At 41.3% G+C, this 20574-nt stretch carries 20 protein-coding genes and 1 pseudogene; 16 read left to right on the top strand and 5 right to left on the bottom strand.

All coding sequences use genetic code 11. The features are described from left to right. Window positions 1-397 precede the first annotated feature (397 nt). The 4 genes from AC2SLM_RS07535 (at window position 398) to glyA (ending at window position 4413) form a co-directional block, all read left to right on the top strand. Window positions 398-1642 (top strand): GNAT family N-acetyltransferase, encoded by a 1245-nt coding sequence (locus AC2SLM_RS07535; protein ID WP_486552960.1) that lies wholly within the window; start codon window positions 398-400, stop codon window positions 1640-1642. A gap of 127 nt (window positions 1643-1769) precedes the next feature. Continuing rightward, entirely contained in the window at window positions 1770-2270 is a 501-nt protein-coding gene (locus tag AC2SLM_RS07530; protein WP_486553007.1) for a chorismate--pyruvate lyase family protein, read from the top strand. Between the two features lie 115 nt (window positions 2271-2385). Beyond that, complete coding sequence (locus tag AC2SLM_RS07525; protein WP_486552959.1) at window positions 2386-2832, top strand: hypothetical protein; 447 nt, start codon at window positions 2386-2388, stop codon at window positions 2830-2832. 324 nt (window positions 2833-3156) lie between these two features. Continuing rightward, window positions 3157-4413, top strand: a complete 1257-nt coding sequence (gene glyA / locus AC2SLM_RS07520) for a serine hydroxymethyltransferase (protein ID WP_486552957.1) — start codon at window positions 3157-3159, stop codon at window positions 4411-4413. Window positions 4414-4832: 419 nt separating this feature from the next. On the opposite strand, the gene AC2SLM_RS07515 is transcribed toward glyA, so the two are convergent. Continuing rightward, a complete protein-coding gene (locus AC2SLM_RS07515; RefSeq protein ID WP_486552955.1) occupies window positions 4833-6029 on the bottom strand; it encodes an iron-containing alcohol dehydrogenase in 1197 nt (398 codons plus the stop codon). Window positions 6030-6385: 356 nt separating this feature from the next. On the opposite strand from AC2SLM_RS07515, the gene AC2SLM_RS07510 reads away from it, so the two are divergent. The 6 genes from AC2SLM_RS07510 (at window position 6386) to pepF (ending at window position 10396) form a co-directional block, all read left to right on the top strand. Next, window positions 6386-7189: an N-acyl homoserine lactonase family protein gene (locus AC2SLM_RS07510; protein ID WP_486552953.1), complete on the top strand. Its 804-nt coding sequence runs from the start codon at window positions 6386-6388 to the stop codon at window positions 7187-7189. A gap of 231 nt (window positions 7190-7420) precedes the next feature. After that, the gene (locus AC2SLM_RS07505; RefSeq protein ID WP_486552951.1) at window positions 7421-7762 is read left to right on the top strand and encodes a glutamine amidotransferase-related protein; all 342 of its coding nucleotides are present in this window, start codon (window positions 7421-7423) and stop codon (window positions 7760-7762) included. A gap of 15 nt (window positions 7763-7777) precedes the next feature. Beyond that, window positions 7778-8188 carry a hypothetical protein gene (locus AC2SLM_RS07500; protein WP_486552949.1) on the top strand — a complete coding sequence of 137 codons (411 nt, stop codon included), beginning with the start codon at window positions 7778-7780 and terminating at the stop codon, window positions 8186-8188. Beyond that, window positions 8185-8496, top strand: a complete 312-nt coding sequence (locus AC2SLM_RS07495; protein WP_486552948.1) for a DUF7677 family protein — start codon at window positions 8185-8187, stop codon at window positions 8494-8496. The genes AC2SLM_RS07500 and AC2SLM_RS07495 overlap by 4 nt, the downstream gene beginning before the upstream one ends. Before the next feature lie 91 nt (window positions 8497-8587). Then, on the top strand, window positions 8588-8941 hold the full coding sequence (locus AC2SLM_RS07490) for a hypothetical protein (RefSeq protein ID WP_486552946.1): 354 nt from the start codon (window positions 8588-8590) through the stop codon (window positions 8939-8941). Between the two features lie 15 nt (window positions 8942-8956). Further along, window positions 8957-10396, top strand: a complete 1440-nt coding sequence (gene pepF, locus AC2SLM_RS07485; protein ID WP_486553005.1) for an oligoendopeptidase F — start codon at window positions 8957-8959, stop codon at window positions 10394-10396. A gap of 93 nt (window positions 10397-10489) precedes the next feature. On the opposite strand, the gene gltS is transcribed toward pepF, so the two are convergent. From gltS to AC2SLM_RS07465, 4 genes are all read right to left on the bottom strand, one after another. Then, on the bottom strand, window positions 10490-11764 hold the full coding sequence (gene gltS / locus AC2SLM_RS07480; protein ID WP_486552944.1) for a sodium/glutamate symporter: 1275 nt from the start codon (window positions 11762-11764) through the stop codon (window positions 10490-10492). 543 nt (window positions 11765-12307) lie between these two features. Next, a complete protein-coding gene (locus AC2SLM_RS07475; RefSeq protein WP_486553004.1) occupies window positions 12308-12622 on the bottom strand; it encodes an aldehyde dehydrogenase family protein in 315 nt (104 codons plus the stop codon). Between the two features lie 290 nt (window positions 12623-12912). Then, a complete protein-coding gene (locus tag AC2SLM_RS07470) occupies window positions 12913-13611 on the bottom strand; it encodes a ZIP family metal transporter (protein WP_486552942.1) in 699 nt (232 codons plus the stop codon). A 266-nt stretch (window positions 13612-13877) separates the two neighbouring features. Continuing rightward, the gene (locus tag AC2SLM_RS07465) at window positions 13878-15176 is read right to left on the bottom strand and encodes a glutamate-5-semialdehyde dehydrogenase (RefSeq protein ID WP_486552940.1); all 1299 of its coding nucleotides are present in this window, start codon (window positions 15174-15176) and stop codon (window positions 13878-13880) included. A gap of 391 nt (window positions 15177-15567) precedes the next feature. Between AC2SLM_RS07465 and AC2SLM_RS07460 the strand changes: the two genes are divergently transcribed. The 6 genes and pseudogenes from AC2SLM_RS07460 to AC2SLM_RS07435 form a co-directional block, all read left to right on the top strand. Then, a complete protein-coding gene (locus AC2SLM_RS07460; RefSeq protein WP_486552939.1) occupies window positions 15568-15957 on the top strand; it encodes a hypothetical protein in 390 nt (129 codons plus the stop codon). Between the two features lie 232 nt (window positions 15958-16189). Continuing rightward, window positions 16190-16948: pseudogene (locus AC2SLM_RS07455) on the top strand (ABC transporter ATP-binding protein); the annotation flags it as partial. A gap of 551 nt (window positions 16949-17499) precedes the next feature. Next, window positions 17500-18297, top strand: a complete 798-nt coding sequence (locus tag AC2SLM_RS07450; RefSeq protein ID WP_486552937.1) for a transporter substrate-binding domain-containing protein — start codon at window positions 17500-17502, stop codon at window positions 18295-18297. Window positions 18298-18333: 36 nt separating this feature from the next. Further along, complete coding sequence (locus AC2SLM_RS07445) at window positions 18334-19182, top strand: transporter substrate-binding domain-containing protein (RefSeq protein ID WP_486552936.1); 849 nt, start codon at window positions 18334-18336, stop codon at window positions 19180-19182. Window positions 19183-19389: 207 nt separating this feature from the next. Continuing rightward, on the top strand, window positions 19390-20145 hold the full coding sequence (locus AC2SLM_RS07440; protein WP_486553002.1) for an ABC transporter substrate-binding protein: 756 nt from the start codon (window positions 19390-19392) through the stop codon (window positions 20143-20145). A gap of 152 nt (window positions 20146-20297) precedes the next feature. Continuing rightward, the coding region (locus tag AC2SLM_RS07435) for a helix-turn-helix domain-containing protein (RefSeq protein ID WP_486552477.1) at window positions 20298-20574 on the top strand (277 nt) is incomplete at its 3' end.

The raw sequence follows: 20574 nt of genomic DNA, 5'->3' as shown, positions 1-20574 counted from the left end.
AAGAATTATAATTAGCGAGTCGGGGCTTATTTTACCAATCATCCGCCTTGATATCATCTTTTCAGAACAAATGATGTTCTTTAGCAATAAAATAGTAAGAAAAAGCCGTCTATACTAAACTAAGTATGGATGGCTTTTTTGTGGTCAAGTTATTTGAGAGCCATATTGAGTTTTAGACTGTCTTTAGAATAGCAGATTTATTAGCTAAGATAATGAGACGATAAGAATCTGAACGTCTGTTTTGCAAATTGTGACAGCAACGCCCTGAGAATTTGCTAATCTAGTGCGATTGAATTTAAAGTGATTGTTTCTAAAACTTTAAGGTATGGCAATCAGAAACAACCTCAGGGTCTGCAGACCATCCATCCAGATAACAACAATAAAATAGATACTGTTTATGAGCTACTCCTACGCGTTAACGCAAGATTTTAACTGGCAAAACGAGGCAAAGTGGCAGCAGCCAGATACACCGTTTATGTCGTTTGAATATTGGCACGCCCTTGATGATACCGGCGCTATCGGTGAGGATTCAGGTTGGGTGCCTTTATATGTCCTTGTCTATAAGACTGAGGAGGGCAGCGCACCAATCCTGCTTGCGGTTATGCCGCTGTTTATTAAAGCTCATCATCAAGGCGAATACGTGTTTGACCATGCATGGGCAGAAGCTTATGCACGTTATGGTGCAGACTATTATCCAAGACTTGTGACCAGTGTGCCTTATACGCCGGTGACAGGAGAGCGGTTTTGGTTAGCAGAAGATGTGACTTTAGATACGAATATTTGGCACACGGCATTGACTGCAATCGATGAGGTAGCAGCGCAAGCAGGCGCATCGACGTGGCACGGTCTGTTTATTAATGAGCAGCAGGTAGCGCTAGCGAAGGCATGCTCGGCAGATACGGATACCCGTCAATTACTTGAGCGTCAGGGTTATCAGTTTTTATGGCAAAATCAAAACTTGGCTGAACTAAGTGAGTCCGGAGACCCAAATCCCTTTAATTGCTTCGATGATTTCTTAAATACCTTAACCGCCAAGAAGCGTAAAAATATCCGAGCCGAGCGCAAAAAAATTGCCAAGCAAAACCTCACTTGCCGATTAAAAACTGGTGATGAAATCAGTGCTGATGATTGGGCGGTGTTTTACCAGTGTTATGCCATGACTTATGCGATACGTGGACGCCATCCGTATCTTACGCCTGACTTCTTTACTCAGTTAGCTAAGACTATGCCGCAGCATTTAATGTTGGCACAAGCACTTGATGAGGCAGGGGAGATTGTCGCCAGTAGTTTGTTCTTTTTTGATGACCCGAGCAAACAGGATGCCACTTTATATGGGCGTTATTGGGGTGCACTAGATAACTATGATAGCCTGCATTTTGAGCTGTGTTATTACCAAGGCATTGAGTTTGCTATCGATAAGGGCTTGGCGTACTTTGACCCCGGCACCCAAGGTGAGCATAAGCTGATTCGAGGGTTTGTGCCACAAAAGACGTACTCTTTGCACCGTATCTATGATGCACGTTTTGAGCCAGCGATTGCCAAATTTTGTGAGCAAGACCGAGAATATATACAGCATTATCGTAAACAGGCTCACGAAGCCTTACCGTTTAATATTGATAATATGCCTGACTTTAAAGGCTAATACGATTTATAGAGCATACAGGTAATGACACTCTAGATATTTTATGGTTTTGGTAATGGCTCTATAACAAATACAGCCCTCTTTATTTATAAGCGCGGTTATTATGCAAACTCCTTTTATACAGGCAATAGCGTCACATCAGACAGCTTCAACTAAAGAGTCGGCATCTGAGGATATATTCAAATGGCTGATGTCAAACGGCTCACTGACGGCATTGCTTGAAGCAAAGGCTGGTCAGCCGCTGCGAGTCGAGCGGACTTTTGAGGGTTATCAACCTTTAAGCATAAAACAGAAAAGACAGTTGGGTTACTGCGGTGTGCAGCTTAATCGTCCCATGATGGGGTGGGTACGTGAGGTATTGCTATACGGTAATGAAGTGGCACCTTGGGTGGCGGCACAAAGTATCTTTCCTTTGCCAAGCTTAAAGGGCGAGGCCAAGCGATTACAGCATCTGCGAGGCACCCCAATCGGCTACGTATTATTCAAACGTCAAAAAACATTACCCAGCCGGCGAACGATTGAATTGACCGAGCAGGGGTGGCGCCGGAGTACGGTTTATAATTGGTATGGGCGGCCGATTCTGATTAGCGAGACATTCTTGGAAGCATTTTCCTTTAATTTATCTTAACAAGGCTTGTTAGCGTTAAGATAATGTGAGAAAATTAATTGTATGTTTTGTGTTTTCATATGTTTCTTAGAGTATTCTGGTCTATTGTCTAGTAACTTCAATTGGAATGAATTAAATGGCTATTAAGAATAAGAAAGTCTCGCTCAAAATAACCTCTTCTATATTGGCCGCTTTATTAATAGCACCGCTTAGCGCAAACGCTGGCTTTTTAGACAACATCTCTGGCATCAGTAATACCATTTCATCAATTGGTGATACGGCTAGAAACCTAAAGCTAACTAAAAAGGAAGTAGACGATTTAACTGAAGAAGTTGGCTTCAAAGGCTCAAATAGTGAAACTGTTGTCTACAATGGTTCAGCCATTGCAGAGGGTTCAGTATTGGTAGGCAAGCTGAATCAGACGCACGTATATTCACGCCCTGATAGTAGCTCAAGCAAAGCATTCACTGAAGGACCAAGTGATATTATGATTTATATGGGCAGTGAAAAGAATGGTTACTACTCAATCCAAAGCGATAAAGGTGCAGGCTGGGTTGCTAAGCCATTGGTTAGAGCGCAGTAATTAGAAGTATACACATACGTTGATTGAAGGTTCTCCTAATATCAAAATATAAGCTGCCAAGAAATTTTTAAAAAACATCATCTCGAATGGTGTTTTTTTGTCTTTAATGGGGTAAATTTCATGTTACACTTCTTGCTTAGGTAACGGCATTGGTACTCAGCCTGAACTACGTGAGAGTGCTTTGTTTTGGTTAATCGTATATTCAACTAAAATGGATTTTATCTCTTATCGTAATTCTTATAATATAAGTGGTCATAGCAGTTCAGTAATGAGCGCCTGTTTATTTCATTCATTAATACCCTAAATTGTGAGTAGGATAAAACTATGTTTAAAAATATTAGCATTAAAGATTATGACCCAGACTTATATCAAGCCATGGTGTCAGAAACCAAGCGTCAAGAAAGCCACATCGAGCTTATCGCATCAGAAAACTACTGCTCACCAGCGGTGATGGAAGCTCAAGGTTCTGATTTAACCAATAAATATGCCGAAGGTTATCCTGGCAAACGCTACTACGGTGGTTGTGAATATGTTGATATCGTTGAGCAATTAGCGATTGATCGTGCCAAAGAGCTATTCGGTGCTGAATATGCAAACGTACAGCCTCATGCTGGTAGCCAAGCGAACTCAGCGGTATTCTTAGCGTTATTAGAAGCAGGCGATACTGTATTAGGTATGAGCCTTGACGCTGGTGGTCACTTAACGCATGGCGCTCACGTGAACTTCTCTGGTATTAATTACAATGCCGTACAATATGGCTTAGTAGAAGAAACTGGCCTAATCGATTATGACGAAGTTGAACGATTAGCTAAAGAGCACAAACCAAAAATGATCATCGCTGGCTTCTCAGCATATTCACAAGTGGTTGATTGGCAGCGTTTCCGCGATATCGCTGACAGCGTTGGCGCATACCTATTCGTTGATATGGCGCACGTTGCCGGTCTAATTGCGGCAGGCGTTTACCCAAGCCCAGTACCTTTTGCTGATGTTGTGACGACTACCACTCACAAAACCCTACGTGGCCCACGTTCAGGTCTGATTTTGTCGCGTGATGATAAGCTGGCTAAAAAGCTAAACTCTGCGGTATTCCCAGGCAACCAAGGTGGCCCGTTAATGCACGCCATTGCCGCTAAAGCAGTTTGCTTCAAAGAAGCGTTGCAAGATGACTTCAAAACTTACCAACAGCAAGTGGTTAAAAATGCCAAAGCAATGGCTAAAGTTATTCAAGAGCGTGGCTATGACATCATCTCTGGCGATACAGAGAACCATCTAATGCTTATCAGTCTAGTTAAGCAAGAAATGACGGGTAAAGAAGCGGACAAATGGTTAGGCGATGCTTATATCACAGTTAATAAAAATGCGGTACCAAATGATCCTAAATCACCGTTTGTCACCTCTGGTATTCGTATCGGTACTGCTGCTATTACTACTCGCGGCTTTGATGAGGCGCAATCGAGTGAATTGGCTGGCTGGATCTGTGATGTATTAGACAGCCGTGGTGATGAGCAAGTTATCGCTGACACGCGCGCAAAAGTAGAAGAAGTTTGCAAAAAACTGCCTGTATATGAGAAGAATCAGTAATTAGTTTTCATAGTAGGACGTGAAGGTAAGTAAGGGGGTTAAGAGCTAAGCTTTTAACCCCCTTTTGCACGTGGAGCGTAGTATAATCTAGCGTTTAGTGCCTTCAATCCTGAAGGCATGGTTAAGCTCTAGGAAATACACCTATGGAATATCAGATGTTTGAGAAGTGAATAATCCCAGTAGCCCTTGCTTTGTTATCAACAAGCGTTTATGCGGGAAGCATTTCATCAACGAGTTTTGGAGATAATACTTTTTATGCAGACGGAATATCTTCTACACGCATAGAGAATAATACTTTTCATTCAGATGGTACTACTTGTACTACTATATCTTTTAATAAGACTTGTGATTAGTACATTAGCTGTATTATTTTCTGAAGAACCGCCTAGCTTTTGTTAGGCGGTTTTTAATTGATTAATTTAATATGCTTCTTCGTAAATAGCCGCAATATCTATAACGCTAAGTTTTCTAGGATTATTACGTAATAGTCGAGTAACCTTAATTGCAGATTCAGCAAGTGCTTTTAAATCTTCACGTTTGATATCAAAGACTCTTAATTGTTTTGGAATTGCAACTTGTTCACATAGCTGCTCAATTTTATTGATGACAAACATGCTGGCAGTATTGCTATTAATAAATCCATTAGTTGGAGCGCCCATGGCAATAGCGATATCTACGAACTTATCTGGACATGACTCGGCATTCCATCTCATAACATGAGAAAACATTACAGCGTTACTAACTCCATGTGATAAGTGGTATTTCCCACCTAGCGGGTATGCTAGTGCATGAACAGCACCAACACCTGCATTGCCAAATGATAGACCTGCCATCAGACTTGCAGTAGCCATTTGCTCACGGGCCACTATGTTATTAGGCTCTTTATAAGCGATAGGAAGTGATTTAGTAATCATTCTAATTGCTTGCAATGCAAGTGGCTTAGTGATATCCGAAGCAAAATTCGACAGATAGCTTTCAACCGCATGGACTAAAGCATCAATGCCGCTAGCAGCAGTAACAGATGGTGGACAACTGAGTGTTAGCTCAGGTGCGACGATTGCAACATCAGGTAGTAACTCATTACTAACGATGCCTTTTTTTAGCTCATCGTTAACATCAAGTAATATAGATATATTGGTTACTTCTGATCCTGTCCCTGCTGTAGTCGGTAAGCAAATTAATGGTGTTGTTCGTTTGGGGACGAGGTCTTCTCCGAACAAATCACTTAAAAGCATATTTTTATCGTTTGAAGACGAGTTTTTAGACGTATTATTTAAGATAGAAACGGCCTTCGCTGTATCTATTGCACTACCACCGCCAATAGCGACAACGCCATCACATTTGTTTTTCTCAAAAACAGCTCGACACTCTACTACGGTTTTTGTTTCTGGTTCAGCGGCAATATTGCTAAAGACAGATATATCCTTAATTCCATTGCTTCTCAGGTGTTCAATCACAGGGTTAATAATCCCTGCGTTTAGTACCCCTTTGTCCGTGACTATAAGAGGGTTTGTAATATTTAAGTGATGCATTTGCTCAGCTAAGAGATAGCTTGCATTCTCACCTGTTAATAATCTACCTGCAGTCTTAAAAACTTGTACTTTGCTAGTATCCATAAATGACCTCGTTCCTTGAATTATGTATTAATGACACTGTACTATTAATATAAATGAATCTATTACAAGTCTTAAAGAAAAACAACTGTTTTAATTTTAATAGATAATTAGCTCATGTTTAATTAGACTAAGATTTTCAAAAGAGAATTTAAGATTTCTATGAATAAAGACACATTAATTTTTTTTAACAGTGTATCTAAGGTGTTTTTTATGCTATTAATTATAGGGTATTGCTTTGAACCTAATACCTAATACACTACCTATACTCCTCTACTTTTATTTTTAAAACTTATCAATTGAGAATCGAGGTAAGGGAGAAGCTACCAAACTTACGAAATTTTAAAAAGGATTTTAAAATGAAAGAAGTGAAGTTATATGCAATGACTTGTGGTTGGATAACCATGCCTTATGGTTTTTTTATGGCAGGCGAAACTGGAAAGTTAGCTATTCCAGTTCCTTGTTATTTTATTGAGCATCCAAAAGGAACTGTTTTATTTGATACCGGGTTGGAGTTACCGCTTCAGTCTGAAGATGAAAATGTCGTCAAAAAGGCATTAGGCGGGTTCGCTGACTTAACCACAGTGGATTTTGTTCCTGGTGAAGATATAGCTAGTCGTTTAGAAGCATTTGGTGTTGATCCTTTGAAGATAAACTATATTATCAACTCTCATCTACATTTTGATCATTGTGGAGGTAATGCTTCTATACCAAATGCCCAGTTAGTTATACAGAAACGGGAGTGGGAAGCTGCACAAGAAGATGAAAATATAGAGAAAGGTGTGTATGTACCTCGTCACTATGATTTAGGACATGAGAGACTAGAGATTGATGGTGAGCACGACCTATTCGATGATGGGACAGTTGTTTTAATTCCAAGTTATGGCCATACACCAGGACATCAATCCTTGAAGGTTAAAGTAGATGGTAAAGAGATATTAATTACAGCTGACGCTTGTTACTTAAAAGCGTCGCTTGAAAAAATGACTCTACCTGATGCCATGGTAGTAGATGATAGTGAAGCCATGTTAGCCAATTTCAAACTATTTAAGAAGCTAAAGGAAAAAGGTGCATTCTTAATATATGGTCATGATCCTGAGCAGTCAAAAGCATTAACCGATGGAAGTATTCGACAGATTACAGCAGATACAGTAGCAATATAATGGATAAATAAAGGTATATCTAATTATAAAAAACCGCCTAGCTTTTGTTAGGCGGTTTTTTTGTGCCGTTTAATAGAAGGTGATAAGTAGAGAGCGCTACATACCAAATAAGGTGTGCTACTATTTAGACTATTGCAAACATTCTAATCAGTGATCAGCGCTAAGCAATCAGAAATAAAGGAACTATAATTAAAGAATCTATCTTAAAGGATTAGCTATAAAGGACTATACATGACCCTCCGTATTCATGCTTTATTACACAATTATATTAATATCTTGGCGTCTGTTGAACACTGGATACAGCATCATAATCATCAATTAACCACGACCCAGTTTGTAGAAGAGTTGACAGGGGATAATCGCTTGCCAAAAATCGCCAGCTTTGATTGGCTGATTGTGATGGGCGGACCGATGGGAGTATATGATAGTGATAAATTTGCTTGGCTCAGCACCGAAAAGCAGTTTATCACTGAGGCAATTAACGCTGGCAAGACAGTAATAGATATGTGTTTGGGTGCGCAGCTACTCGCTGAATGTTTAGGCGCCAAAGTAGGCAAAATTGATATTAAATAAATTGGCTGGACACAGTTGACACTGACTAACCAAGGCGCTGATCATCCGCTACTACGAGGCGTACCACAGCAGTTTACTACTTTTCATTGGCATGGTGATGGCTTTGAGATACCTAAGGGTGCTACAGCGTTGGCGACCTCCGAGCATTGGCCAAACCAAGGCTTTATTTACCAAACGGATAAACACAAACAGTTAGGCAATTGGCTGATGGGTTGGCAGTGTCATTTTGAAGTGACGCCAAATAGCTTGCAGACCATGATTGAAAAAGGTAAAGGTATCACTGAGCAGGACATCAAGCAGTATCCGCAAAGTGTGAAATCTCCAGCTCATATTTTCGTAAATACCGCTCAATTTGCGGCTGATAATAATGCATATTTTGATACGATATTAGATAACTTAGAATCAAGCAGTAAGGACGTAAAATGAAAGTTAGCCATGATTTCAGCGGTGCCTTGAGAACGTTTACCTATTTTATAGCAAGTGGTACTCATTACATGCTTGAAGATATTGAGTATCTGGACTTGTTTGGGAATGAGCCTAGTGCTATAGAAATGGTTTTTGCCATATTTGCTAATGTAATAGAGATGGATGAAGATGGGAATATTTTGAATTTTACTTATGCACAAAAAAGAGCGACAGACTATCTGAAATCTTATTGTTCAGATTATGTTGTTGAACCACCCTTTGAAGAATGGGAAATATCGTTATATGGACCCCCTAAGCAAGATGTGTAAATAGGCTTAACCCATATTATGTGATTTAATGATTCCAAATTCTCAAAATTACAATAACGATGATTAACATTAAAAGTTAAAGGACATCCGAATGACCACACAAGCCCTTCCACATCGCAAAGACGTACCTGTACATTTGACTTGGGATATGACAGCGCTGTATGCCAAACCAGAAGACTTTTACGCAGACTTAGACAAAGCCGGCAAGCTTGCCGATGAGCTGACCTCAGAGTCGATGCTGAACCTAACCGATGGCACAAGCATTATAAGACTGCTACAAACTTATGAAGCTCATTTGACTATTTTATCTAAAGCTGGCACCTATGCTGGCGCACAAAGTGCGGTGGATATGAGTGACAGCGAGCTACAAATCAGAGCTCGAGATTTTGAGTCACGAGTGGCAAAATTTAATAGCCAAACCACGATTGTCGAGCAAACTCTATAGCAAGCCGATGAAGCGCTGATTAAGCAAGCGATGGCCGATAATGATAAGTATCGTGCATTTTTATCCGATTTGTTGGCGCAAAAGTCGTATACGTTAAGCTTAGAGTTAGAAACCGCGCTGATGTCATTATCCCCAGTGCTAGACTTGCCTTACCAAAACTATGAGCAGTGTAAATTGGCCGATATGAGCTTCCCAGACTTTGAGGCCAATGGTCAGACGTATCAATTGAGTTTTTCAGCGTTTGAAAACGAGTACGAAACAGCCGTCGATACCGAATTTCGCCGCAATGCATTTAAGGCGTTTTCAAAGCGGTTACGTGAGTCGCAGCACACCATTGCTAGTAACTATTTAGCACAAGTTAAAAAAGAGAAAATCATGGCCGATATGCGCGGCTATGACTCAGTATTTGACTATCTACTGCACGACCAAAAAGTATCGCGCGCCATGTATGATGAACACATCGATACCATTATGCAGCATCTGGCACCGCCGATGCGGCGCTATGCAAAGCTGTTGCAACAAGCCAATGGTATCGACAAAATGACCTTTGCAGATTTAAAAGTACCACTAGATGCCAACTTTGTGACTCAAGTCAGTATTGAAGAGGCCAAGCAATATTGTTTGGGTGCGTTATCTCTATTAGGTACGGATTACACCGATATGGTGAAGCGTTCGTTTGATGAGCGCTGGTACGACTTTGCGCAGAATAAAGGCAAAAGTACTGGCGGATTTTGTGCCTCACCATATGGCGAGCACTCGTATGTACTGATGTCATGGACACAAAACTTAGGCGATGTGTTTACCTTGATTCATGAAATAGGCCATGCCGGACATTTTTATAATGCCGGTCAGCATCAAAACTATCTAAGCTACTCGCCGTCACTGTATTTTATTGAAGCGCCTTCTACCTGTAATGAACTGTTATTAGGTCACCATTTACTACAGCAAAATACTGACGACAAAGCATTCCAGCGTTATGTGGTGTCATCGTTATTGTCCAACACTTATTACCATAATTTTGTGACGCATTATCTTGAAGCGCATTTTCAGCGTGAAGTGTACCGTGCGGTGGATGCTGGTAAGAACTTGAGTACTGAGGATTTACATCAGTTGATGCAGTCAACATTGCAGCAGTTCTGGGGGGATGCGGTAGAGATTGATGAGGATGCGGCATTAACTTGGATGCGTCAGCCACATTATTATTTCGGTCTATATTCTTACACCTATAGCGCAGGCCTAAGTATCGCTACTCAGCTGTTTAAAAAACTACGCAAAGGTGAAGATGTCATCGAGGACTGGTTAGCAGTATTGCGTGCAGGCGGCACCAAAACACCAGCCGAGCTAGCACAGATGATAGGGGTGGATATCACAGATAATGCCACGTTAATTGACAGTATTGGCTTTATTGAAGAGCTGATTGACCAAGCTATTGAGTTAACCGAGCAGCTAAGATAGATAAAATAACAAATTCATTTAATGCCATAAAAAGGGGCGGGATTATCTAGATAATCCCGCCCCTTTTTATGCTTATCTAGGCCTAAGACTGATCTACATAAACGGCAAATTAACAAAGATTTGAAGTACGGTGGCGTTGACAATATCGACAAAGAACGCACCAACCATAGGCACAATTAAGAACGCTTTTGGAGACGCTAAATAGCGATCTGTGACAGCTTGCATATTAGCAATCGCTGTTGGCGTGGCTCCCATACCAAAGCCGCAATGACCAGCTGACAAAACAGCTGCATCATAGTCTTTACCCATGATTTTAAAGGTGATTAAATACACAAATGCGATCATCGCTAATGTTTGGACCAGTAGGATGATTAATACGGGGCCAGCAAGATCAGTTAACTGCCATAGTTTTAAAGATAACAAAGCCATGGCTAAAAATAAACTTAATGACGCGTTACCAATCACATCGATGGCACGATCAAACATATGAAAATCAAATACGATGGTCAATACGTTACGGATAATAACGCCCCCTGCCAGTGCCCAAACAAAGGTAGGCAAGTCAAACCAAGTTCCTTCCCCGATAGCCGTCATAATCTCAGCAAAAGCCAAAGCGCCTGCAAACAGTGCTAATGATTCAATGGTAGAGGATGCCGTGATGAGGCGTATGTTGTCCGGCTTCTCAAAAATCTCTTTATTTCTATAAGCCTCTTCTTCACTGTGTTTAGTACTATACAGAGATTGCTTTCCGGCCAGTTTTTCAGTTTCGCTAGGATTGGGATTGACAGGCGTAGGCTTGACGCCTAGACGATTGATTAATCGGCGGGCAACAGGACCACCGATCACCCCGCCTGCAACAAGACCATAGGTGGCGACCGCAATACCTAATGTGGTGGCGCCAACTACTCCATATTGCTTCTCTAACGTTATTCCCCAAGCACCAGCAGTACCATGACCGCCCGTCAAGGCGATAGACCCTGTGACCAGTCCCAGTAAAGGGTCAAGTCCCAATAAGCTTGCCATAGATACTCCGACGATATCTTGAATGACGATAAAGCCTGACACCACACCCGTAAATATGAGTAACGGCGTCCCTCCGGCTTTTAGGCGCCCAAAGTCGGCACTTAATCCAATCGAGGCAAAAAACATTAGCATACAAGCAGTTTGAAGCTCTTGCTGAAAGTTGAAGCTATAGCCCCAAATCATATTTAAAAGAAAAACGATAATCGCAGCAACTAACCCCCCTGCAACCGGTTCTGGGATATTAAAATCTTCTAAGAACTTAATCCTTTTTACTAACACTCGGCCTAGTAGTAACACTAAGGTGGCTAAGATTAAGGTGTAGTAGCCATTTAAAGTCACTTCCATAAGTTGCTCCTTTAATTTTAAGCGTCATTAAGACTCATTGATAACAACGGACGCTTTTTAGACAATAAATAACCTTAATTTGACAGGAGGCTAACTCCTGCCAAATTAAGGTTAAAAGCGTCACTTTATCGTTTATTTCTTATCGTTTACTTCGATCTTAGGTAAGATGTTGATTCAGGTATCCCGTTAAAGGGATTGCCCAAAAATTCTGAACAAAAGCGCCAAACTGTCCGTTTAATAAAGCGTTTTAACAAGACATTTAAAAATTCACCTTCATAGCACGTTTTTAATAGAGGGTGATGAAGTACTTCAGTATTTAGTTATCTGTATGATTTAACAGGTATTATTTTACATGAAAACAGTCACTTCTATCAAAGAAAATAGGGATCGTTATCAAAGACCTCTTTAATAAAGGCCCTAGTTTTAAAGACCTCAGCAATAAAAACCCTAATATCAAAGACCCAAGCAACAAAAAACGCCAGCATTGGCTGACGTTTTTGTTGATGTTTACATGCTCTTTTGGGAGGCGTTTATAACATTTATTTAAATTTGACACAGCTCAGAGCGAACGATAAAGCGTTTGCCTTCTGGTATCTCAAGTGAAAAGCTAGAACCCCGTCCATCAACCACATCGATAGTTAAATCCGTGCGTTGCCAGAGAGAATGCTGAGCTTTACCAATATAAAATGGACAGCCAGCAAGTCTGCAAATAGCGTCTGCCATTTTATTGAGAAGTAGCGCGCGCTCCGCGACACTGGTTTTACCCCAAGCGTCTTTGGCAGCATGGGCAGCCTCGAGTGCCTGTTCAATATTGTCTGCCGTAGAGCGAGCTACTTTGCTGATAATCTTGCCATCTATTGGGCTAGGGTTATCAAATTATTCACCCTTAACAGGGGGCGTTCATTCACTACCGATAAAGTTGTCGTATTTATCCCGAAATTTGACAGGACTGTCCGCTGTATTTGGAAAACTGTATAACATGACACACTCCTTGTTGCATGGTTAACCTTTTTCTATAAAACAACCTATCTTCGTCAAGCTCACTGAAGCTAATATTTGTAGCGTTTGCACTCACTTTCCTTGATAAGTTAATTTCTAGATTTGGTAGTATGTTTAAAATGAATGGTGCTTAGCATATCTGAATACTTTTAACCGGCTAACTGATTTAATCCAAGCGCTAAAACTAATCCAATGGCAGCACTGATACCTGACCAGTGGTTACTTTTCTTAAAGGCCTCAGGGAATAGCTCTGTCGCCAATGACGCAATCACGGCACCTGCAGCAAAACAGTCTATCAAGCTTAATGTCGATTTTGGCACATCGCGTAGTAGAAAGTTACCTGCTAGGGCGGCTATAGATAACAAAACAGCGGCGCCAATCCAAGTTAGCATAATAGCTTTAACACTACTGCCTTGGTCCTTCATTTGTTTAGCGCCGCCAGCTGCCTCTGGTAAATTGGAAAGCAAAATAGAACCTGCTAACGCTGCAACTTGCATAACATTACCCGAAATTAAAGACACCCCAAGTGCTAAGTTTTCTGGAACTCCGTCCAAGGTGACAGCTGCTAGTAATCCCATGCCACCTTGGTCTTTTAATCGGGTATCAATCCAGTAATCAACACTGGTAAACACTAAAGCCCCAAACATCGTAAAAACGGCAACCAGCCAAAGTCCTGACTCTCCAACGGCAGGCTGTAGCATCTCTAACGCAACTGATAGCATCAAAGCACCGCCCGCTAACGCCAATAGATTACCTTGAACCCAATCAGGGAATGTTCCTTTAGCACCCCATAGTGCCCCGACGATTAATGCACCCGACACGACCAATATTACTAAGAAAACCATCATTAGTGGGTAAGTCCTTATGGTTAAAGTAAAGGTTTAATCCTTTCTACAGTAGAGAGTATTTTATCTGTTTATACTGAATTACTTTAAGTTAGATTGTGTAAGGGGATTTAAAAATTTAGGTTATATAAAGAGGCGAGAAAATGAAATCAATATCCTTTAGAACATAAAAAAACGCCAGCGACGGCTGACGTTATAAACGAAGATTAATAAGCGTTTCAAATTAACCTTTAGAACTTGAACAGTGTCCTCGTTAATCTAGGAATGCTTTAACCACGGACCTCACCATGGCCATACACAATCCATTTTTGTGAGGTCAGACCATTTAGGCCAACAGGTCCGCGTGCATGGATTTTATCAGTAGAAATACCAATTTCTGCACCAAGACCATATTCAAAACCATCAGCAAAGCGGCTAGAGGCATTAATCATCACACTTGCCGAATCTACTTCACGGATAAAACGCTGTGATTTATCATAATTATTGGTAATAATCACATCGGTATGATGGCTACCATGCGTATTAATATGAGCAATCGCTTCGTCAAGCCCGTCAATGACTTTAACCGCTAAGATAGGTGCCAAATACTCAGTATCCCAGTCCTCATCATTGGCATCACTCAAGTGGCCTGCAAGCTCAGCGTTGTCATGTAATATGGCTTTAGCGACAGTGTCTAAACGAAGCTGCATGGCATCATCCGCCTCAACAATCGCTTCGGCAATCTTAGGAAGTAGCTCATTGGCCACCGATTGATCAACCAATAAGGTTTCCATGGTATTACAGGTACCGTAGCGGTGAGTTTTAGCGTTAACGCTGACATTAACCGCAATTTCAGGATCGGCATCGCTATCAATAAAGGTATGACAGTTACCATCTAAATGCTTAATCACGGGTACACGCGCATCTTGACTAATACGAGCAATCAGACCCTTACCGCCGCGAGGTACAATCACATCGACATATTCTGTCATGGTGATTAATTCGCCAACCGCAGCACGGTCAGTGGTTTGCAGAACTTGTACGCCATACTCAGGCAAGCCGGCTTCTTGTAAACCCTCTAATATGCATTTAGCAATGGCTTGGTTTGATTCAAAGGCTTCAGAGCCGCCACGTAAGATAATGGCATTGCCTGATTTTAAGGCCAATGACGCCGCTTCCAAGGTCACGTTAGGACGTGATTCATAAATCATGCCTACCACACCTAATGGCACACGCATCTTGCCCAGTTGAATACCAGATGGGCGAAAAGTCATGTCCGTAACTTCACCAATTGGGTCAGGTAAATTAGCCACATCTTTTAGACCTTGTAACATACCCTCAAAACGCTCATCGGTTAATTCTAAACGGTCTAGCAGGGCGGCATCTAAATTGTTTTTATGCCCGTTATCCATATCAATTTTGTTGGCCGCTAAAATATCGGCTTTGGCCTCTCTTAACTTACTATATATAGTCAATAAGGCGTCGTTCTTATCACCGGTATTAGCAGCAGCGAGTGCTCTTGATGCCGCACGCGCTTGACTGCCCACTTGTTGCATATATTCTTTAACATCTGTTATACCCTGAGTCATTTGTTATCTCCTAATTGTTTTAATGTATTTATATTAAAGCGTAAATTGTTCTAAATGAGTTGCTAAATATCACAGCGGTTCATTAAAAAGTTCAAATTTATTTTGTCATTAACATAAAGCAGATGCTGTCAATAGTAAAGTCGAATACATGTTTTACTAACAAAATAGACCTCTGGCACGCCATAATAAACGGTATACATTAGCTACAAGGATATTATGAAACTCACAGTTGCTCACAAACTGCTACCAAAGTTAGCTATTTAATATCATATCAGGCCATTAAAGTGATGACTAAGAAAAAGTCAGAAGTCAACATGTTGCTTCCTGATTTATTTATTAGATGTTTAATTAAATTTATTTACCACTTAACTAATAACTAAGAGGTTTGATTATGCTTAAACGTAACGCATCAGTATTGAGTCAAGTTTTAATGGCCGCCGTATTAGGCTTGGGCTTAACTGCTTGTAATAGTCCTGAACAGCAAGATGCAGAAGTTCAAGAAGAGCCTGCAGCATCTGCCAATGTTGAAGAATCAACAACGACTGCACAAGATAGCGCTCAAGTAGATGCGGTCGAAGGCGAGGCTGATGATGTCGATAGTATGCCTAATAATGATTTAGAGAATGAAGATGCTGATTTATCCCTTCCTGACGCAGATGGTACTGATACTGTAGAATCAGATGAAGCAGGCGATATCGATGTGAATGAGCATCAGCTAGATAGGCCTAACGATAATGTTATCGATGGTACGGAGCAAGAAGAGCATGTTTCAACGTATTAATATCAAGTCACTAATACAAAGACACTAAATATTTGCTTATAGGCAGCGTTTTAAGCGACAATATAGCCTTTATATCAATAGCCTTACATCACCTTTGGCTAGAAGGTTAGCCATTAATCTTTTAGCCAAAGCGAAGCGGCAATAATAATGGCCGTCTCTTCGCTTATTAGGGTTGGCTAATTTAGATTCATTTTCACTTATTGGAAACGTGCCCACTCTTATGTCATACACCATGTCAGATCGACCTATTGCCCTTGATTTGCAAAATATTCATAAAAGCTACGGCTCGCTTGAGGTATTAAAAGGGGTGTCACTAACCGCTTATGATGGCGATGTTATTTCTATTTTAGGTTCATCAGGGTCGGGTAAATCTACCTTACTGCGCTGTATCAACTTACTCGAGAAGCCCAATCAAGGCACCATCACTCTAGGTGATGAGTCCTTAAAGCTTGTGCCTAGTAAGTCAGGTGAGTTGCAAGCCTCTAGCCGAACACAGTTAGAGAGTCTGCGTGCACGTGTGGGATTTGTATTCCAGAACTTCAACTTATGGCCGCATAAGACTATTTTAGAAAATATCATCGAAGGCCCAACGCAAGTGCTGAAGATGAAAAAAGAAGCGGCCATTGTTGAGGCAGAGCAGCTGCTTAAAAAAGTGGGTCTACTTGATAAGAAAGAAGCTTATCCTGCCAATTTATCTGGTGGTCAGCGCCAGCGTGTCGCCATTGCCCGTGCGTTAGCAATGAAACCACAGGTATTATTGTTTGATGAGCCAACATCAGCACTAGACCCCGAACTGGTTAACGAAGTGTTGGCAGTTATGCGCGATTTAGCAGCAGAAGGTCGCACTATGTTAATCGTGACCCATGAGATGCGCTTTGCGCGTGATGTATCTACGCAAGTGGTATTTTTACATCAGGGGCGTATTGAAGAATCTGGTACGCCAGAGCAAGTTTTTGATAATCCAACTTCACCACGGGTACGTGAGTTTATGGCGTCGCATCGTGCTGATGCCAATACGCCAAAAGCTCAAGCAGCTGCGCTCGCGGCTAAAGAGCAAAATGCAGCGGCAGAGTTGAATGCTAATCTTTAATTTATAACCGTTATTAGTGTGTTAACTAAAATAGACGGTGTGATTAGGAGCTTTCGTTGAGCAAAAAGAGTAAGTATCTGGAAGATACTTACTCTTTTTTTATCGGCTAGCATACAGCCAATATTGCTAATATTATTTAAATCCTGCAATCGGCTTTAACAAATTACGATGACAGCTAGATGACGAGTCCGACGAAAACATTTGTTTTTAGTCATACCCTCATGTATTATTTTTGTTTATAAAGTTTTACACAAATATTATTCCCTATTTCGCCCATTACATTGAGTTTAATTGTCTATATAAGACAGTCAAATGCCTACAGCCCATTTAATGCCCCTCAGTCTCATTCTTTATTTTTGTAGGTGACGGGAGCGGTCAAGGTCTATAAGTTGATGGATTGAGTACGGAATATTCTTTAATACAAGCCAATTATTGGCTTTGGAGAAAAAGTTATGACATTTTTTACTACAGATATCTCACGCAAAGCATTACCGTCACTGGTTTTAGCGAGTGTAGTGGGTCTTATGGGCTGTACAAAGTCTGATGATACAGCGGCTGACGGTGCGGCACAGGCTGCAAGCGGTGACACCATTCGTATCGCCACTGAGGGCGCTTATCCTCCATTTAACTATACCAATAATGATGGCAGCTTAGGCGGCTTCGATGTTGACGTTGCTAATGCAATTTGTGATCAAATGCAGGCCAAATGTGAAATCGTTGCTCAAGACTGGGACGGTATTATCCCTGGTCTATTAGCTAATAAATATGACGCTATTTTCGCCGGTATGTCTATTACTCCTGAACGTTCTGCAAAAGTTGATTTTAGTCAGCCATATTTTGTGAACACAATGGTGTGGCTAGCAAAAGATGATGGCAGTTTTGATCCAGCTGATATTAGCAATAAAGACTTGGGCGGTCAGCGCTCAACCACGCTAGGTGCTTATTTACAAGACAACTATGATGGCCAAAATGGCAACACTGTTAACTTGTATGACACTTATGAAAATGCGTACCTTGATTTGAAATCTGGCCGTGTCGATGCGGTATTGGCTGAGAAAGTATCAGCTGCAGACTGGCTACCTGAAAACCCAGATTATGCAATTATCGGTGAAGAGATTGATAATGATGACCACATTGGTGTGGCGCTGCGCAAAAACGATCCTCTAAAAGAGAAGATTAACCAAGCCATCGCTGCTCTACGTGATAATGGCAAGCTTGAAGAGCTTGAGAAAGCGAACTTCGGTCAATAGTAATCCGTATTTTTATTAATAAGTTGAGAGATCATGATGACAAATACATTTAAAATAAAAAGCAAGTGGGCGTTACTTCCAATCGCTTTATCAGGCTTAATGCTAGCAGCATGTAGCAGCAATAATGAAACGGCAGAGACTGCGCCAGAAGCGGCAGCGACCGAAGACAGCGCTGCACCGACAGAAACGCTGAAAATTGCAACCGAGTCAACCTACAAGCCATTAAGCTATACCGATGCCAGTGGTAATTTAATGGGTTTTGAGATTGACCTAATGAATGCGTTATGTGAGGAGATGAAAGCCAAATGTGATATCTCTTCACAAGAGTGGGATGGTCTGATTCCAGGTCTACAAGCTAAGAAGTTTGATGCGGTTATCGCTGGTATGTCTATCACGCCAGAGCGCCAAGAAGTGGTTGATTTCACTGATCCGTACTTTAATAGCGGTGTTATCTTCATCGCTAAAAAAGGTGATGATATTAGCCTAGACAGCGACTTAAGCGGCGTGTCTGTTGGCGCACAGCGTTCAACGGTATCTTCTCAGTATCTAGAAGACAACTACCCTGAAGCCAATATCAAAATGTATGATACGCAAGAGAATGCGTACCTAGATTTAACATCAGGTCGTACTCGTGCGGTGTTATCAGATAAAGTGATTGCGGTTAACTGGTTAAACTCTGAAGGCGGCGATAACTTCGAAAGTAAAGGTCAAGAGATTGACACCGGTAATGACGCCATGGGTATCGCTGTACGTAAAGGCGATGCACTAGCAGGTAAATTTAATGCGGCACTAGCAGCATTAAAAGAAAATGGTAAATATGATGAAATCTCTGATACCTACTTTGGTACGATTAATACGGCAGCAGCACAAGCCGCTGCTCAGTAAGTCGTAGAGATTGCTCATAAGGATAAAGGATAAGCATTTGATTGAGTCATAATAGCGCTATCTAATAAAGGGTTATATCAAATGCTTGGTCATATAGGGATATAAAATCACATGCACCAAATAACAACGACACAACGCGGTATCTTCTCAGACGGTATTAAAAAAAGCATCACCACTGTGGCAGCAGCACTGTCATTATCAGCGGTGATGGTTGGTTGTTCAGGATCAGAGAGTCAGACTGAAGCAGCTAGCACAGAGGGCAATGAAACATCAGCAACGCAAACCTCAGAGCAAGTCATCCGTATTGCCACAGAAGGAGCATATGCGCCTTTTAACTATACCGATTCTGCTGGCAACTTAGCGGGCTTTGATGTTGAAATTGCCAATGCGCTGTGTGAAGAGATGAAAGCGCAGTGTGAAATCGTCACTCAAGATTGGGACGGTATTATCCCAGGCTTAAAAGCCAAAAAATATGATGCGATTGTCGCGGCCATGTCAATTACCCCAGATCGTCAACAACAGGTTGATTTTACTGAGCCGTATTTTGCCAATACGCTTGTATTTGTCGCGCCAAAAGACAGCAACTTTGACCCAAGTATTGAGACTGCTATCAATGGCAAAGATATTGCCGCACAGCGCTCTACCATTTCAGCACAGTGGCTAGATGAGCATTATCCTGATGCCAATGAGCATTTTTATGACACGCTTAATAATGCCTTTTTGGATTTAGAAGCCAAACGTGTTGACGCTATGGTTTCTGATAAATTGCCAGCTATTGATTGGTTAGGTAAAAAGAGCGCTGAGTTTGAAATCAAAGGCAGCGACATTGATATCGGTGATCACTTTGCTATTGCTGTGCGTAAGAATGACCCGATTAAAGAGCAGTTTAATACTGCGCTAGAGACGATTAAAGCCAATGGTGTTTACGACCGCATTAATGAAAAGCACTTTTCAGTTAAATAATAGGCTTTAATCGAATCCATAAACGAGGAATAGGTCGTATGCCAATCGATTTAAAAAGAGTTAAGGTAAGAGAAAAGCCTCATCGTTATGTGAGGCTTTTTTATGTCAGTTTGTCCCGTCCTAAAATAAGTTTACGAAAAGGAAGCTTATAAATGGACAAAGCAGAAAGATCAAGGATTAAACGAACACAGAAAGATTACACACTCGGCTTTAAATTAGCTGTGGTAGGGCAAGTAGAAAAAGGCGACATGACCTACAAACAAGCCCAAAAGCACTATGGCATACAAGGACGTAGTACCGTCCTAACTTGGCTTAGGAAACATGGTACATTAGACTGGAATACACCGCCAAAGAGCCTAAGAATGCCACACAAAGAAACCCCAGCCCAAATCATAAAAAGACTTGAGCGACAACTGGCTGATGAAAAAA

Source organism: Psychrobacter sp. CX16, assembly GCF_057396245.1.
This window is presented reverse-complemented; position numbering and strand designations above follow the sequence as displayed.

What these genes read in the sequence shown, in the direction of transcription:
- AC2SLM_RS07495 (WP_486552948.1), top strand. Translation starts at nt 8,185, where the DNA reads ATGAAAGTTAGCCATGATTTCAGCGGTGCCTTGAGAACGTTTACCTAT.
- AC2SLM_RS07460 (WP_486552939.1), top strand. Translation starts at nt 15,568, where the DNA reads ATGCTTAAACGTAACGCATCAGTATTGAGTCAAGTTTTAATGGCCGCC.
- AC2SLM_RS07440 (WP_486553002.1), top strand. Translation starts at nt 19,390, where the DNA reads ATGGTTGGTTGTTCAGGATCAGAGAGTCAGACTGAAGCAGCTAGCACA.
- glyA (WP_486552957.1), top strand. Translation starts at nt 3,157, where the DNA reads ATGTTTAAAAATATTAGCATTAAAGATTATGACCCAGACTTATATCAA.
- AC2SLM_RS07515 (WP_486552955.1), bottom strand. Translation starts at nt 6,029, where the DNA reads ATGGATACTAGCAAAGTACAAGTTTTTAAGACTGCAGGTAGATTATTA.
- AC2SLM_RS07525 (WP_486552959.1), top strand. Translation starts at nt 2,386, where the DNA reads ATGGCTATTAAGAATAAGAAAGTCTCGCTCAAAATAACCTCTTCTATA.
- AC2SLM_RS07470 (WP_486552942.1), bottom strand. Translation starts at nt 13,611, where the DNA reads ATGATGGTTTTCTTAGTAATATTGGTCGTGTCGGGTGCATTAATCGTC.
- AC2SLM_RS07510 (WP_486552953.1), top strand. Translation starts at nt 6,386, where the DNA reads ATGAAAGAAGTGAAGTTATATGCAATGACTTGTGGTTGGATAACCATG.
- AC2SLM_RS07505 (WP_486552951.1), top strand. Translation starts at nt 7,421, where the DNA reads ATGACCCTCCGTATTCATGCTTTATTACACAATTATATTAATATCTTG.
- AC2SLM_RS07465 (WP_486552940.1), bottom strand. Translation starts at nt 15,176, where the DNA reads ATGACTCAGGGTATAACAGATGTTAAAGAATATATGCAACAAGTGGGC.
- AC2SLM_RS07450 (WP_486552937.1), top strand. Translation starts at nt 17,500, where the DNA reads ATGACATTTTTTACTACAGATATCTCACGCAAAGCATTACCGTCACTG.
- AC2SLM_RS07445 (WP_486552936.1), top strand. Translation starts at nt 18,334, where the DNA reads ATGACAAATACATTTAAAATAAAAAGCAAGTGGGCGTTACTTCCAATC.
- AC2SLM_RS07490 (WP_486552946.1), top strand. Translation starts at nt 8,588, where the DNA reads ATGACCACACAAGCCCTTCCACATCGCAAAGACGTACCTGTACATTTG.
- AC2SLM_RS07535 (WP_486552960.1), top strand. Translation starts at nt 398, where the DNA reads ATGAGCTACTCCTACGCGTTAACGCAAGATTTTAACTGGCAAAACGAG.
- gltS (WP_486552944.1), bottom strand. Translation starts at nt 11,764, where the DNA reads ATGGAAGTGACTTTAAATGGCTACTACACCTTAATCTTAGCCACCTTA.